This window comes from Oricola indica (assembly GCF_965227485.1).
Taxonomy (GTDB): Bacteria; Pseudomonadota; Alphaproteobacteria; order Rhizobiales; family Rhizobiaceae; genus Oricola; species Oricola indica.
This window is the reverse complement of record NZ_OZ245747.1, coordinates 3,331,376-3,346,058: the sequence shown is the minus strand read 5'-3', so window position 1 is coordinate 3,346,058 and position 14,683 is coordinate 3,331,376. Positions and strand designations below refer to the sequence as shown.

13 protein-coding genes and 1 tRNA gene are annotated in these 14,683 nt (G+C 62.5%); 10 read left to right on the top strand and 4 right to left on the bottom strand.

The genetic code is table 11. The annotated features are described in order from the left end of the window. The first annotated feature begins 122 nt into the window (after positions 1-122). A complete protein-coding gene (locus ACQK2M_RS16820) occupies positions 123-2,258 on the top strand; it encodes a sodium-translocating pyrophosphatase (RefSeq protein ID WP_223476816.1) in 2,136 nt (711 codons plus the stop codon). Positions 2,259-2,340: 82 nt separating this feature from the next. On the opposite strand, the gene ACQK2M_RS16815 is transcribed toward ACQK2M_RS16820, so the two are convergent. Continuing rightward, positions 2,341-2,814, bottom strand: coding sequence for an outer membrane protein assembly factor BamE (locus ACQK2M_RS16815; RefSeq protein WP_425420070.1), 474 nt, complete (start codon positions 2,812-2,814; stop codon positions 2,341-2,343). Between the two features lie 150 nt (positions 2,815-2,964). Between ACQK2M_RS16815 and ACQK2M_RS16810 the strand changes: the two genes are divergently transcribed. The 9 genes from ACQK2M_RS16810 (at position 2,965) to ACQK2M_RS16770 (ending at position 10,692) form a co-directional block, all read left to right on the top strand. Next, complete coding sequence (locus tag ACQK2M_RS16810) at positions 2,965-3,525, top strand: ubiquinol-cytochrome C chaperone family protein (protein WP_425418730.1); 561 nt, start codon at positions 2,965-2,967, stop codon at positions 3,523-3,525. Beyond that, positions 3,525-4,076, top strand: a complete 552-nt coding sequence (locus ACQK2M_RS16805; RefSeq protein WP_425418729.1) for a YceD family protein — start codon at positions 3,525-3,527, stop codon at positions 4,074-4,076. The genes ACQK2M_RS16810 and ACQK2M_RS16805 overlap by 1 nt, the downstream gene beginning before the upstream one ends. Positions 4,077-4,201: 125 nt before the next feature. Continuing rightward, entirely contained in the window at positions 4,202-5,266 is a 1,065-nt protein-coding gene (plsX, locus tag ACQK2M_RS16800) for a phosphate acyltransferase PlsX (RefSeq protein ID WP_223476812.1), read from the top strand. Between the two features lie 10 nt (positions 5,267-5,276). Beyond that, positions 5,277-6,248: a beta-ketoacyl-ACP synthase III gene (locus ACQK2M_RS16795; protein WP_425418728.1), complete on the top strand. Its 972-nt coding sequence runs from the start codon at positions 5,277-5,279 to the stop codon at positions 6,246-6,248. 97 nt (positions 6,249-6,345) lie between these two features. Continuing rightward, entirely contained in the window at positions 6,346-6,666 is a 321-nt protein-coding gene (locus ACQK2M_RS16790; protein WP_223476810.1) for an integration host factor subunit alpha, read from the top strand. A 124-nt stretch (positions 6,667-6,790) separates the two neighbouring features. After that, positions 6,791-7,348, top strand: a complete 558-nt coding sequence (locus tag ACQK2M_RS16785) for a MerR family transcriptional regulator (protein WP_425418727.1) — start codon at positions 6,791-6,793, stop codon at positions 7,346-7,348. 200 nt (positions 7,349-7,548) lie between these two features. Then, positions 7,549-9,387, top strand: coding sequence for a glutaminase A (gene glsA, locus ACQK2M_RS16780; protein WP_425418726.1), 1,839 nt, complete (start codon positions 7,549-7,551; stop codon positions 9,385-9,387). 76 nt (positions 9,388-9,463) lie between these two features. After that, positions 9,464-9,540 (top strand) — tRNA-Pro (locus ACQK2M_RS16775). A 144-nt stretch (positions 9,541-9,684) separates the two neighbouring features. Further along, a complete protein-coding gene (locus tag ACQK2M_RS16770; RefSeq protein ID WP_425420069.1) occupies positions 9,685-10,692 on the top strand; it encodes a glycosyltransferase family 4 protein in 1,008 nt (335 codons plus the stop codon). Here the strand turns inward: ACQK2M_RS16770 and ACQK2M_RS16765 are convergent. The 3 genes from ACQK2M_RS16765 to ACQK2M_RS16755 are packed head-to-tail and all read right to left on the bottom strand — an operon-like array spanning position 10,662 to position 14,672. After that, positions 10,662-11,921: an O-antigen ligase family protein gene (locus ACQK2M_RS16765; protein ID WP_425418725.1), complete on the bottom strand. Its 1,260-nt coding sequence runs from the start codon at positions 11,919-11,921 to the stop codon at positions 10,662-10,664. The genes ACQK2M_RS16770 and ACQK2M_RS16765 overlap by 31 nt on opposite strands. Continuing rightward, positions 11,918-13,450: an undecaprenyl-phosphate glucose phosphotransferase gene (locus ACQK2M_RS16760; protein ID WP_425418724.1), complete on the bottom strand. Its 1,533-nt coding sequence runs from the start codon at positions 13,448-13,450 to the stop codon at positions 11,918-11,920. Before ACQK2M_RS16760 ends, ACQK2M_RS16765 begins: the two co-directional genes overlap by 4 nt. A 43-nt stretch (positions 13,451-13,493) precedes the next feature. Beyond that, entirely contained in the window at positions 13,494-14,672 is a 1,179-nt protein-coding gene (locus tag ACQK2M_RS16755; protein WP_425418723.1) for a glycosyltransferase family 4 protein, read from the bottom strand. Positions 14,673-14,683 lie beyond the last annotated feature (11 nt).

Here is a 14,683-nt window from a genome sequence, read left to right as displayed (position 1 = left end):
TGACCTCGACTTGCGGCTTAAACTACGTATGCGCCACTTCAAGCGCGGAATCCGTGCTGTCGCAGTATCTAAGAGGGCCTGGGAGGGGAATTCCGGCCCGAAGATAATCAAAGGAAACGGGAATGGTTCTTCTAGCTGTCATCGCTTGCGGGCTGCTTTCGATCGTGTATGCGATCTGGGCGACGCAATCGGTTCTCGCCGCCGACCAGGGCAATGCGCGCATGCAGGAAATCGCAGGCGCAATTCGCGAAGGCGCGCAGGCTTATCTCAACCGCCAGTACACCACCATCGCCATCGTCGGCGTCGTGGTCTTCATTATCGCCTGGCTCCTTCTCTCGGGTGTGGCCGCCATCGGCTTCCTGATCGGCGCGGTCCTTTCCGGCCTCGCGGGCTATATCGGCATGTACGTGTCCGTGCGCGCCAACGTGCGCACCGCCCAGGCTGCCTCGCACAGCCTCGCGGCCGGCCTCGAAATCGCATTCAAGTCCGGCGCCATCACCGGCATGCTGGTTGCAGGCCTCGCGCTGCTCGGCGTTTCCATCTACTACTACATCCTGACGTCCGTCATGGGCATGGCGGGCAATGACCGCACGGTCATCGACGCGCTCGTCGCGCTCGGCTTCGGCGCTTCGCTGATCTCCATCTTCGCCCGTCTCGGCGGCGGCATCTTCACCAAGGGTGCCGATGTCGGCGGCGATCTCGTCGGCAAGGTCGAAGCGGGCATTCCCGAGGACGATCCGCGCAACCCGGCGACCATCGCGGACAATGTCGGCGACAATGTCGGCGACTGCGCGGGCATGGCCGCCGACCTGTTCGAGACCTATGCCGTGACCGTTGTCGCGACCATGGTTCTCGCGGCGATCTTCTTCGCCGGCTCGGCGATGCTCCCGGACCTGATGCTCTACCCGCTCGCCATCGGCGCTGCGTGCCTCATCACCTCGATCGCGGGCACCTTCTTCGTGAAGCTCGGCGCCAACGGCTCGATCATGGGCGCGCTCTACAAGGGCCTCATCGCAACCGGTGTCCTGTCCATCATCGGCCTCGGCGCCGCGACGTCCCTGACCGTCGGCTGGGGCGACATCGCAACCGTCAACGAAATCGCGATCACCGGTACGAACCTGTTCATCTGCGGCATCGTCGGTCTGCTGGTCACCGGCCTTATCGTCGTGATCACCGAGTACTACACCGGCACCAACAAGCGTCCGGTCAACTCGATCTCGCAGGCCTCGGTCACCGGCCACGGCACCAACGTCATCCAGGGTCTGGCCGTTTCGCTTGAATCGACGGCTCTTCCGGCCATCGTCATCGTCGGCGGTATCATCGTGACCTACCAGTTGGCGGGTCTGTTCGGCACCGGCATCGCGGTCACCGCCATGCTCGGTCTTGCCGGCATGATCGTCGCGCTCGACGCATTCGGCCCGGTCACCGACAACGCCGGCGGTATCGCCGAGATGTCAGGTCTCGATCCGGAAGTGCGCAAGTCGACCGATGCGCTCGATGCTGTCGGCAACACCACCAAGGCCGTCACCAAGGGCTACGCCATCGGCTCCGCCGGTCTCGGCGCCCTGGTGCTGTTTGCCGCCTACTCGAACGACCTGGAGTTCTTCGCCGCCAATGGAGACCAGTTCGCCTACTTCCAGGATGTCGGCGAGATCTCCTTCTCGCTCTCCAATCCCTACGTCGTGGCCGGCCTGATCTTCGGCGGTTTGATCCCCTACCTGTTCGGCGGCATCGCCATGACGGCTGTGGGCCGTGCAGGTGGCGCGGTCGTCGAGGAAGTGCGCAGGCAGTTCCGCGAAAAGCCGGGCATCATGGAAGGCACGGACCGTCCGGACTATGCCCGTGCGGTGGACATGCTGACCAAGGCGGCGATCAAGGAAATGATCATCCCGTCGCTGCTGCCGGTTCTGGCGCCTCTGGTCGTCTATTTCGGCGTGCTGCTGATCTCGGGCTCCAAGGCTTCCGCCTTCGCCGCGCTTGGCGCGATGCTCCTCGGCGTGATCGTCAACGGTCTGTTCGTCGCCATCTCGATGACCTCGGGCGGCGGCGCGTGGGACAACGCCAAGAAGTCCTTCGAGGACGGCTTCGTCGACAAGGACGGTGTCAAGCACGAGAAGGGTTCGGAAGCCCACAAGGCGTCCGTCACCGGCGACACCGTCGGCGACCCCTACAAGGACACCGCCGGCCCGGCCGTCAACCCGGCCATCAAGATCACCAACATCGTGGCTCTGCTGCTGCTGGCGGTCTTGGCGCACTGATCAGCGCCTGACGGAAAAAACGAAAACCGGCGGTGGTCTCCCACCGCCGGTTTTTTGTTGCCTAGAAAAACCGTGCCGCCGGTCAGCGGGCGAGCACGGTGTCCTTGTTCGGGGTCAGGCCGCCGGAAAGGATCTGCGTCAGGAAGGTCTGGTCGCGGCCTCCGGTCGGCGTGGTGCGGGACGCGAAGTCGAAGACTCGCCCGTCCTGCATGCCGTAATTCGCGATCCGTTCCACCGTGCCTTGGTCATCGAAATAAACCGCCAGGATGCGCTGGTCGATCAGCTTCGGCTTCAGGAAGGCGGCGGCGCGACGGCGGGTCTGGGAGATGTAGTAGAACACCTCGTTGTCGAACACTTCTTTCGTGGTCGGTGTTCCCAGCGTCAGCAGCACCTGTTCGCGGCTGGAGCCCGGCGGGACGAGCTGCAGCGTCTGCTCATCGACGACGAAGCCCTGCTTGTAGGTCTCGCTCGGAGACAGCACTTTCGCGGTGGTGCAACCGCTCAGCACGATCGCGCTGCTTGCAAGCAGAACGGGGAGGGTCGTCGCCAATCGCATTCTTTTCTTGATTTTTTGCGGCGTCACCATCATCTCCGTCAATCGTAGCGGCCACTGGCCTGTTCGGGACTGGATCGGTAAACCGACTCACGTCCGGTTGCAAGGTCGCCGACCTGTTCCGGCCGGTGCTATGGAAGGTGCCTTTGCACGATGATTATGTCACTGTTTCGGCGCGCGCCGAGGAAGCTCAACGAAAAGATCGTCGACAAGGCTTATGACGCCATCGTCGCGGCTGCGCGCAACCCGGTTCTCTACGCAGAATGGGGCGTGCCCGACACACCGCTCGGGCGCTACGAGAGCGTCGGGCTGCACATGATTCTCTTCCTCCACCGCACCCGCGGCGCGGAAAGCCCGCTCGATGAATTTGTCCAGGACGTGCTCGACGAGTTCTTCAAGGACGTCGATCACTCCATGCGTGAACTCGGCGTTGGCGATCCGTCGGTGCCCAAGCGCATGAAGAAGCTCGCCCGCATGTTCTATGGCCGCATGGGGCACTATTGGTCCGCGCTCGATAGCGAAGACGCCGATGCACTCGGCGAGGCGCTCGCGCGCAATGTCGCTCCCGAGGACCCGGCGGTGATCGACCGGGACGGGATCGCCCGCTACATGATGCGCTCGGCGCGGTATCTCGCCGAGATCCCCGACAGCGAATTGCTTGCCGGCGGCGTCCGCTTTCCGGACCCGGCGGAAGCGGATAGGAGGCCGGCATAATGGCTGGATCGGACAAAAAGCAGAGCCCGGTTTCGCATACCGTCGTCGTCTCGGTCCTTCCGTCGGCAGGATTTTCCGCTCGCATCGAGGCGACCGAAGATCAGAAGGCCGCGCTGGCCGAAGCGCATGACCTGCTTGCCGTCGACAGCTTCATCGCCGAACTCGAACTCAAGCGCTGGCGCAGGGACGGCGTTCGCATCCGCGGAAACGTCCAGGCTCGCATTCGGCAGGAATGCGTCGTTACGCTTGAACCTCTTGTCACCGATCTCGACGTGCCGGTGGATGCAGTGTTCCTGCCGGAAGGCTCGAAGCTCGCGCGTCCGCTTGACGAGGAAGGCGCGCTGATCGTCGATCCGGACGGCCCCGACCTTCCGGAGATATTCGAAGGCGGCGTCATCGATGCCGGCGCGGTTGCCGAGGAGTTCTTCGCACTCGACATCGATCCCTATCCGCGTGCGCCCGGCGCGGAGATGGAAGCGGAAGACAGCGACGGCGAAGACGCGTCGGAAAAGCCTTTCGCGGGCCTTGCGGCGCTGCGCGATAAGCTGTGAAACCGGTGACGCCGGAAAAATAAGGTGTTGAGACATCCCGAAGAAAAGTTATGTTCGGCGCGCCGGACGCCGAGGGCGAATGGCCAACTGCCCGAAGGCGGGGAACAAAGACGGGATCGGATGGTTTGATAACAATCTCGATTGACGCGATGGGAGGAGATCACGGACCTGCGGTCGTGATTCCCGGCGCGGCCAAATCGCTCGAGCGGCATCCGGAATTGCGTTTTGTCTTTTTCGGACAGGAGGACAAGGTCCTTCCCGTACTCGAGCGCTATGAAAAACTGAATGCAGCCTCGCGCTTCGAGCATTGCGAGGTCGCGGTGCGCATGGACGACAAGCCGAGCCAGGCCTTGCGGCAGGGCAGGTGGAAGTCGTCCATGTGGAAGGCGATCGAGGCGGTCAAGACCGGCGAGGCCGATGTTTGCGTATCGGCGGGAAACACCGGCGCGCTGATGGCCATGTCGAAATTCTGCCTGCGCACGATGTCCGCCATCGAGCGACCGGCGATCGCTGCGATCTGGCCGACCTTGCGCGGCGAGAGCATCGTGCTCGATGTCGGCGCGACGATCGGTGCGGATGCGCAGCAACTCGTCGATTTCTCCGTCATGGGCGCTGCGATGGCGCGGGCGCTGATCGAGGTCAAGCGGCCGACGGTCGGCCTGCTGAATGTCGGCGTCGAGGAGATCAAGGGCCAGGAAGAGGTCAAGGAAGCCGGGCGTCTGTTGCGGCTCGCCGACCTCCCGACACTGGACTATCGCGGCTTCGTGGAAGGCGACGATCTCGGTCAGGGCACGGTGGATGTCGTGGTCACGGAGGGCTTTTCCGGCAATATCGCGCTGAAGACGGCCGAAGGCACCGCCAAGCAGATCGCGGAATATCTTCGCGCCGCGATGAGCCGGACATTCATGGCGCGCATCGGCTATCTCATGGCGCGCGGCGCGTTTCGCCGTCTGCGCGACAAGATGGACCCGAGAAAGGTCAATGGCGGTGTCTTTCTCGGCCTCAACGGCATCGTCATCAAGAGCCATGGCGGCACGGATGACGAGGGCTTCGCGGCGGCTGTCGATGTCGGCTACGACATGGTGCGCAACGCGCTGTTGCAGAAGATCGAGACCGATCTGAAGAACTACCACGGCCAGCCAGCATTGGGCGCGTCCGGCGATGCGGCCGCCGCCACGAATTCGGAGTGAAGTCCAGCGTATGATCAGATCTGCGGTAACAGGAATCGGAAGCGCTTTGCCGAAGCGCGTCATGACCAACAGCGAATTCGAGCATGTCGTCGATACGACCGACGAATGGATCGTCCAGCGCACCGGCATTCGCCAGCGCTACATCGCGGGCGAAGACGAGACCACGGCGTCGCTCGGCGAGGCGGCCGCCCGCAAGGCGCTCGCCTCGGCCGGGCTTGAGCCTTCCGATATCGATCTGATCGTCCTCGCGACCTCGACGCCGAACAACACCTTTCCCGCGACGGCCGTCGAAATACAGAACCGTCTCGGCATGCATCACGGCGCAGCATTCGACATGCAGGCCGTCTGCAGCGGCTTCATATACGCCCTGACGACGGCGGATCTCTATATCCGGGGAGGCGTGGCGCAGCGCGTCCTCGTCATCGGCGCCGAGACCTTCTCGCGGCTCCTTGACTGGGAAGACAGAACGACCTGCGTCCTGTTCGGCGATGGTGCGGGAGCCGTGGTCCTCGAAGCTGCCGAGGGTGTCGGCCTGACATCCGATACCGGAATTCTTGCCGCCAAGCTGCGTTCCGACGGTTGCCACAAGACAAAACTCTATGTCGACGGCGGTCCGTCCACGACGAAAACGGTCGGTCACCTTCGCATGCAGGGACGCGAGGTTTTCAAGCACGCTGTCGGAATGATCACCGACGTGATCGAGGATTCCTTCGCCATTGCCGGCATCAAGCCGGACGATATCGACTGGTTCGTGCCGCATCAGGCCAACCGCCGTATTATCGAGGCATCGGCGAAAAAGCTTGGAATCGCTGAAGAAAAAGTCGTCATTACTGTCGATCGTCATGGAAATACATCGGCGGCGTCCGTGCCGCTCGCGCTTTCGGTCGCGGTCGAGGACGGACGCATTAAAAAGGGCGACCTGATCCTGCTCGAAGCGATGGGTGGCGGCTTCACATGGGGCGCTATCTTGCTGCGTTGGTAAAAATTACCCACTATCCTTCCTAGCTTGCTTGACCGTGGTGCGGTCACACGGTAGCCTTTCCCTTGAATTTTCAGTGTGTTGAGGGAAGCCCGGTCAGATGGGTGACAAGACGCTTACGCGTGCAGATCTGGCGGAGGCAGTTTATCGCAAGGTTGGCCTGTCGCGCAGCGAATCCGCTTCTCTCGTCGAGATGATAATCGACGAGATTTGCGACGCTGTGGTTCGCGGCGAAACGGTCAAGCTGTCGTCGTTCGCGACCTTTCAGGTTCGCTCGAAAGCCGAGCGAATCGGCCGCAATCCGAAGACCGGCGAGGAAGTGCCGATTTCCCCGCGTCGCGTGATGACCTTCAAGGCATCCAACGTCCTGAAGCAGAAGATCGCCGACGCGCATTCCAAGGGCACTCCGGACGCGGAATAGTTCTTTTTCGCCGACGGCGGCCTGTATCTTTTACTATTAAATCTTGCAGGAAACGCCCTCGAAGCTTTGCGTGCGGCGGGGGTGCGAGTACTATCCGTGGGATTCGCAAGGAATACGGTGACCGATGGAAAAGAGCCCCGACGCATTTCGCACGATCAGCGAAGTGGCCGAAGAACTGGATCTGCCACAGCACGTATTGCGGTTTTGGGAGACACGCTTCTCGCAAATCAAGCCGATGAAGCGCGGCGGCGGGCGGCGCTATTACCGCCCGAACGATGTCGACATGCTGCGTGGCATCAAGCACCTCCTCTACGAGGAAGGCTACACGATCAAGGGCGTCCAGAAGTTGTTGCGGGAAAACGGCGTGCAATTTGCCGTCGCGATCGGAACCGGCGACATGTCGGCCTTTGAGGAGATGACCCGCAAGAACGCCGATGCGGCGAGGGTCGTCGAGGAGGAACAGAAGCGCGAAAGGCAGCCCGTTGCCGCCGATGGTGACTCCAACATGTTGGTGGGAGAACCGAGGGTGCGCGGCAAGGGGATCTTCGGTCTGGGTGGAAAAGCCGATGCCGATGGCCAGGACGGCAACAAGTTTCAACTGTCGCAGGAAAACCGGGCGCTTCTCCAGGAGGCGCTGTTCGATCTGCTCGAATGCAAACGGCTCCTCGACCAATCGCGGTGATCGCCGGGTCCGGCTGACGCTTCCCTTGGGGTGCGTAGTTTCGGATTGTGCGGGCATTTCAAGGACTTTGTTGGCAATTTGCTCGCGAGCATCTTGCCAGCAGGGGAATTTCCCGAATTAATCGTCTTGGTTGCGGTGCACCATTCCTCCCGGCGGGGAAGGCGGTCCGCGTGAGGCTGGTTCACTGTGGGGACGTGCATATGACATTGGCGGTATCGCCGATCAGCGACTACCTGAAGTCTCTTCACGCATCGCTCCAATCCAACGATGACGGCGAAGTCGCCACTTACATTCCCGAACTCGGACTGGCTGATCCCGGGTCCTTCGGCATCTGTATCGCCACCGTCGATGGCCAGGTCTATACGGCCGGTGACGTCGACAGCCGCTTCACGATTCAATCCATGTCGAAGCCGTTCATCTACGGATACGCGCTGCACACGCATGGCATGGAGACGGTTCTCAAACGCGTCGGCGTGGAACCGACCGGCGAATCCTTCAATTCCATCGTTCTCGACCAGGTCTCCAACCGGCCCTACAACCCGATGGTGAATGCCGGCGCGATCGCCGTGACCTCGCTGGTCGAGGGCGAGACGGCGGATCGGCGTTACGACGAGATGATGCGGTACTTCGGTCTTTTCGCGGGCCGCGACCTCGACATCGACGAATCGGTTTTCCGTTCCGAGCACGCTACAGGTCATCGCAACCGCGCCATCGCCTACATGATGCTGAACACCGGCATGCTCGACCGCGATCCCGAGGACGTGCTGGAGCTTTATTTCAAGCAATGCTCGATCAGCGTGGATTGCCGGGACATGGCCGTCATGGCGGCGACGCTGGCCGCGCAGGGCACAAATCCGGTCACCGGCGAAACCGTGCTCGAACCGGATCACGTCCGCGACGTGTTGACCGTCATGAGCACCTGCGGCATGTATGACTATGCTGGCCAATGGGCCTTCGATGTCGGTGTCCCCGCCAAGAGCGGCGTCTCCGGCGGCGTCATCGCCGTCATACCGGGGCAGCTCGGGATTGCGGTTTATTCGCCGCCGCTCGACCGGGTCGGCAACAGTGTGCGCGGCGTCGAGGCCTGCAAGAAGATCTCGCATGATTTCAGCCTGCATGTCTTCGATGGCCGGACCGACGTGCACTCGGTCATCCGCCGGGAATACACCGCCGCCGACGTGCCTTCAAAACGTGTCCGTTCGATGTGGGAACGCGACATGCTGGCCGATCACGGCAAACGCCTTTCGGTCATGGAAATCCAGGGCGCCCTGTTTTTCGGCTCGGCCGAGAAATTTCTCCGGCGGCTGACGGAAATCGCCCGCGAAGGCCGCACCGTGATCGTCGACTTCAAGCGCGCCGCCTATGCCGACCGCACAGCGATCGAGCTGATCTGCCAGACGGCGCTTGTATTATCGTCGGGCGACTGCACGATCGTCTTCACCGAGCTCTCTGGCAAGGAGGAGTTGCAGGGCCTGAAGAGCGCCCTGGAAGAGCGCGTCGGTTCCTCGCTGCGCGTCCGCCTCGTCTCCGACACGGATCTCGCCATCGAACTGTTCGAGGACGAAATCCTCGCCGAGACGGATTTCAGCCTCTACGACCGTATCCTGCCGCTCGCCGAAATCGACATTTTCGATGGACTGTCGAAAGACGACCTGCAGAGGCTCTCCGGCGTGGCGACGACGTTCCAGTACGCGGCTGGCGACAGGATCATCAGCGAGGGCGACGATGCGCGGGTGTTCTTCGTGGTCGCGCGCGGCTCGGTCAGCGTTTCGGTCACCGTCGATGGTTCGAGGACACGCCGGATCGGATCGGTGGGGCAGGGCGCGCCGTTCGGCGAAATGGCGCTTCTCGACGGCGGCAAGCGCTCAGCCGATGTCATCGCCGACGTGCCGGTGATCTGTTATCTCTTTTCCGTCGAGCGCCTGCGCGAGATGAGTGACGAGGCCCCGGCAATCCTGCCCACGATCCTCGGCAACCTCGTCCGCATCCTCTCCGACAGGCTGCGCCTCGCCAACGATGAAATCCGTGCCTTGCAGTGATTGTCGTTGCAAAACGTCGATTGTCCGATTTTCTTCTTGCCTCCCTACATCAGGGATTATAGGGCTTTCCGCGGTTCGGAGCGTAGCGCAGCCCGGTAGCGCACTTGACTGGGGGTCAAGGGGTCGTGGGTTCGAATCCCGCCGCTCCGACCAATTCGCCCGGATCCCCGGAATTCGCGCGGTGCCGCATCGCGTGTCGATGGCAAACGGATGGAAAACGCCTTGCATCGCGGGGAACGGCCGAATGCGGTGGACATCGAAGAAGTCGATGTCATCGCACCCAATCTGAAAAAGCGCATGTCCGGCGTCACCTCGACGGTGTTTCGCCTCGTTCCGGTACAGGCCCGCTCGGTCGCGATCGCAGCCGCGGGTCCGACCATTCCTGATACGGTCCCGCGCGTTCGCTTGCGCGATCTGGTCTTCATGTCCCGTCGCGGCCCGTCCGGCGTGCGGATCTGGCATGCGCGCCGCAATGTCGAGATGGCGGCCGGCCTCGCGCTGAAATGGCTTCTCTTCAAGCGCCTGCGAATGGTGTTCACCTCGGCGGCACAGCGCCGGCACCAGCCGCTGACGAAATGGCTGATCTCGCGCATGGACCGTGTCATCGCGACGAGTTCGAAGTCGGCGGCCTTTCTGGACGTCGAAAACACCGTGATCCTCCACGGTATCGACACGCAACTGTTTCGGCCCGCCGAAGACAAGGCGGCGATCCGTCGTGACTTGCGGCTGCCCGAAAGCGCGGTGCTGGTCGGCTGCTTTGGCCGGGTGCGTCACCAGAAGGGCAACGATCTCTTCGTCGAGGCGATGATCCGCCTGTTGCCCGAACGACCGGATGTCGTGGCGGTGATGATGGGTGGCGTCACCGAGGAGAACCGCGCCTATGCCGCTCGCCTTTCAGAAAAGGTGCGCGCCGCCGGCCTGCAGAACCGGATACTCTTCCTGCCCGAGGAAAAGAACTGGGACATCTCGCCCTGGTTCAGGGCGCTCGATCTCTACATCGCGCCGCAACGCTGGGAAGGCTTCGGCTTGACGCCGCTCGAAGCCATGGCCTGCGGCGTACCGGTGGTCACGACGCGGGCCGGCGCCTTCGAGGATATCGTGGTCGACGGAAAGACAGGATCGCTGGTCGACATCGAGGATCTCGATGCCCTGACACAGGCAACGGCAGAATTGCTGGATGATCCCGGAAAACGGCAACAATGGTCGAACAATACCGTCGAGCATGTCCAGGCGCGGTTCAGTATCGAGAAAGAGGCCGATGCGATCAACGCGATCTATCGGGAACTGCTGGCCGCCAAACCCTGATCGTCGCGCGGATAGTGATGGCGGGCTTCCAGCGCGATGCATCCCCAGATGATCCCCAGCAACAGATAGAAGTGTCGCCAGTGGTCCGTATCGATCACGGTGCCGACCACGACGTGCCCGACATAGGCGATGTAGGCGCACAGGAGATAGGGCTGCCACGGCCGGTCGCGGAACAGCAGCCGAAAGCCGGCCGCGAGCGTCAGCACGGTGAGGGCAAGGTAAGCCGCGAAGCCGAGCCATGAATAGTCGAACAGCGCCTTCAGCCAGATATTGTGCGTGTCCTCGCCGAAGATGCGTCCGAACTCCAGCGGGCCGATGCCGAGCGGCGTCTCGGCGGCTTTCAGCAAGCCGATCCAGTGCCGCTCAAACCGGCCAAGCCGCGCCGCGTCGTAATCCTGCAGGAGTTGCGCGCGTTCGAAGAACAGCGTTCGGATCTGCTCGAACTGCAGCGCCACGATCAGCACCACGACGGCACCAGCCGCCGCAAACAGCGACAGAAGCAGGATGCGCAGCCGGAAACGCCCCGATGTACTGTTGAGGAAGAGGGCGGCGACCAGCAGCACGCCGCACATGAGCAACAGCCCCCAGCCGGCGCGCGAGAAGGACAGGAAGATCGCGAAGGAAAGGATGGCCGACGCCGCTGCTGCCGGAAGCAGATAGCGCGCCGGCCGCGTCAGCAATGCGTGCACGGCGTACAGGGCCGGCAGAACGAGATAGGGCGCGAAGACGTTCGGGTCCTCGAAGACGCCCTTGGCGCGACCGTATCGCGTGAAGATTTCCGCGCCCGGAAACAGGTGGAAATAGCCTGCGATCGCCGCGAGAGACGTCAGCAGCGCCGCCGCCGTCCATGAATTGAACACAAGCGCCAGGCGCGCCGGCCGCGCGGCGATGACGCAGGCGAAGAACACGCCGCTCAGCGCCAGGAATATCGAGGACGCGATATAGAGCGGTGCGTTCTTCCACTCCGTCATCTGCGTCATGGAGATGACGCCGCCGATGTTGAAAACCATCAGCAGTAGGAACGGCAGCATCACGGCGCGCGGGATCGTCAACAGCCCGGACATCGCCCAGATCCCGATCAGCACCACCATGAAGAGTTCATAGGGGGCCGGTTCGCGAATGACGAAGCCTGACAGGAAGACGCCGATCCAGATCGCCGCGCTCGCCAGCGTGGCGCCGATCGCCCGGTTGACCGCACCCTGCGGTAGCGTGAGCGCGGCGTCGGTCAATAGGCGTTGTCCGTATTGAGCAGCCGAATCGGCGTCAGGAAGAGAATTTTCAGGTCGAACCAGAGCGACCAGTTTTCGATATAGTAGAGATCGAACTCGGTGCGCCTGCGGATCTTCTCGTCGGTATCGATTTCGCCACGCCAGCCATTGATCTGCGCCCAGCCGGTCACGCCTGGCTTGACGCGGTGGCGCGCGAAATAGCCATCGACCACATCGGCATAGAGGCGGTCGGAGGACTGGGCGGTCACGGCATGCGGGCGAGGGCCGACAAGCGACAGTTCGCCTCGCAGAGAGTTGAAGAACTGCGGCAATTCATCGAGCGAAGTCTTGCGGATGAAGCGGCCGACGCGGGTGACGCGCGGATCGTCCTTGGTCACCTGCGCGCGCGCCGTCGGGTCGCACTGCTCGACATACATCGAGCGGAACTTGAAGACGTTGATCTGCTCGTTGTTGAACCCGTGGCGCTTTTGCTTGAAGATCACCGGGCCCTTGCTGTCCAGCTTGATCGCGATCGCCGTGGCGAGCATGACCGGTGAGAAGACCGCAATTCCCAGCAGCGAGAAGAATATGTCGAAGGCGCGCTTCGCCACCGAATCCCAGTCGCGGATCGGACGGTCGAAAATGTCGAGCATCGGCACAGAGCCGATGAAGGAATAGGTCCGCGGCCGGAAGCGCAGCTTGTTGGAATGCGCCGACAGGCGAATATCGACCGGCAGGATCCACAGCTTCTTCAGCATGGTCAGGACCCGGTCTTCGGCATCCAGGGGCAGCGAGACGATCAGCATGTCGATATGCGCGCGCCGCGTGAACGAGACCAGTTCGGCAATATTGCCCAGCTTGGGATAGCCGGCGACAATCGGCGGCGAACGCGCGTCGTCGCGGTCATCGAAGATGCCGCAGATTCGGATGTCGTTGTCGTGTTGCAGTTCAAGCGCCCGGATGAGCTTCTCGGCTGGCTTGCCGCCGCCGACGATCACGGCCCTGCGTTCCATCGCGCCGTCGCGCGCCCATTTGCGGATGCGCCATGACAGGACAATGCGCGTCAGCAGCAGGAAGGCCAATCCGCCCACGAACCATGAGCCGCCCCAGACGCGGCTGAAGTCCTCCGAGATCTTCATGAGAAAGCCGGCGACCGCCAGGAGCGCGAAGGTTCCCGACCAGGCGAGCATGACACGCGGGAACCGTTTGAGCGGCCTGCGCAGCGCGCGGATCGTGTAGCCGGCCCCGATTTCATTGAGGACGACGAAGAGAAGGCTGCCGCCGAAGGTCGTCAGCAGATAGGGGACGATCATGTTGAAACCGACATAAGCGGCCATGATCCCCACGCCGATCGCGGCGAGCCCGAAAAACTCCCCGATGCGTAGCAAACCGCTGACCATGACGGGCGAGATGGTGTTGTCGTCGAATTCCGCGGCGATGCGCTCCACGAGCGGATTGAGCTCGGTCTCGTGAGCGCTCGGATCTTCGCCGGTCTGATAGTTCCGCACTTTCTGCGACGTATAGCGCAGGCGGTGATCGATCTCGTTCATGGGGCGCCTTCGCGGTTATTGCCCGGAATATAGGGCGAAGCCCCTAAAAAACGCTTGATAAACCGGCCGCCGGAGCATGTTTGTTTACGCGCAAGGTTAACGCGGAGCGATAGGCACGCATCGCGTTGGCGGCCATGGACTGGGCGGAAAACCGGTCTCGCAAGGCGGATGCACCGGGCATCCAGCCTCGCAACGTGTCTGGCTCGGCCAAGGCGACACGCATCGCGCCTGTCAAAGCGGCTTCCTCGGGCGCAACCATGGCGGGGTTGCCCGATCCGAGAATTTCGGAGATGCCGCCGACATTCGTCGCGATCACGGGCATGCCGGCGCCGAGCGCTTCCAGGACTACATAGGGCAGGGCCTCCGCACGGGAGGGCATGACGAAGCATCGTGCCTGCGAAAAAGCATCGCGCGCCGGCATCGGTGCGTGGAAGGTGACCGCATCGCCAAGCGAAAGCGCCTCCGCCAGCGCCTTGACGGCAGGGGCATCCGGTCCGTCGCCGACGATGACCGCTCGCGCATCGTGACCCTCTGCCCGCAGCGAGGCGAGGGACCGCAGGAACAGGTCCGGGCCCTTCAGCGTCCGCAATTCGCCGAGGAAAAGAAAATCGGCCGCGTCATCGATTGGCGCAACCGGCTCGAACTCGCTTTCCCGCAAGCCATTGTGGTTGACCGACCACGGGCATCGCGGTTCGCCGATCTTTTGCGCATATGTGCGGTGTTCGAAGTCGGCAACGAACAGGATATGGTCCGTCAGCCGTTCGAGCATCCGCTCGACGCGGAAGTAGACGCGGCCGGACCGCGTATCCGGTGCGTAGTGCAGGCTGCCGCCATGCGGCGAATAGAGACGGGCGACGCAAGACCTTTCTGCCCGTACGAGTGAGCCAAGCGCGCGGGCGAATACGCCGCCCTTCGCACCATGTCCGTGGAGGACATCCGGCTGCAATTCCTTTAATTTCGTCAGTATGTTGAGGGCGTCCCTCAAATCGCCGAAACCAACTTCCCGGCGCATCGGGATGCGATGCAGGCCCAGCGATAGCGATCCGGCCAGTTCTGCGGCCATGGTTTCGTTGTAGCCCGGGGTTCCCGCGACATCGCAGACGACGCCGACCTGATGGCCGAGGTCCTGATGAGCCATCGCCAGGTCGCGCACATGGCGGAACAGGCCGCCCATCGGTGCGCGCAAAACGTGAACGATGCGCAGGGAGTCGCCGTTATTCATCGTCAGGCGGT

What these genes read in the sequence shown, in the direction of transcription:
- ACQK2M_RS16770 (WP_425420069.1), top strand. Translation starts at nt 9,685, where the DNA reads ATGTCCGGCGTCACCTCGACGGTGTTTCGCCTCGTTCCGGTACAGGCC.
- ACQK2M_RS16795 (WP_425418728.1), top strand. Translation starts at nt 5,277, where the DNA reads ATGATCAGATCTGCGGTAACAGGAATCGGAAGCGCTTTGCCGAAGCGC.
- ACQK2M_RS16785 (WP_425418727.1), top strand. Translation starts at nt 6,791, where the DNA reads ATGGAAAAGAGCCCCGACGCATTTCGCACGATCAGCGAAGTGGCCGAA.
- ACQK2M_RS16815 (WP_425420070.1), bottom strand. Translation starts at nt 2,814, where the DNA reads ATGCGATTGGCGACGACCCTCCCCGTTCTGCTTGCAAGCAGCGCGATC.
- ACQK2M_RS16790 (WP_223476810.1), top strand. Translation starts at nt 6,346, where the DNA reads ATGGGTGACAAGACGCTTACGCGTGCAGATCTGGCGGAGGCAGTTTAT.
- ACQK2M_RS16805 (WP_425418729.1), top strand. Translation starts at nt 3,525, where the DNA reads ATGGCTGGATCGGACAAAAAGCAGAGCCCGGTTTCGCATACCGTCGTC.
- ACQK2M_RS16755 (WP_425418723.1), bottom strand. Translation starts at nt 14,672, where the DNA reads ATGAATAACGGCGACTCCCTGCGCATCGTTCACGTTTTGCGCGCACCG.
- ACQK2M_RS16820 (WP_223476816.1), top strand. Translation starts at nt 123, where the DNA reads ATGGTTCTTCTAGCTGTCATCGCTTGCGGGCTGCTTTCGATCGTGTAT.
- glsA (WP_425418726.1), top strand. Translation starts at nt 7,549, where the DNA reads ATGACATTGGCGGTATCGCCGATCAGCGACTACCTGAAGTCTCTTCAC.
- ACQK2M_RS16760 (WP_425418724.1), bottom strand. Translation starts at nt 13,450, where the DNA reads ATGAACGAGATCGATCACCGCCTGCGCTATACGTCGCAGAAAGTGCGG.
- ACQK2M_RS16810 (WP_425418730.1), top strand. Translation starts at nt 2,965, where the DNA reads ATGATTATGTCACTGTTTCGGCGCGCGCCGAGGAAGCTCAACGAAAAG.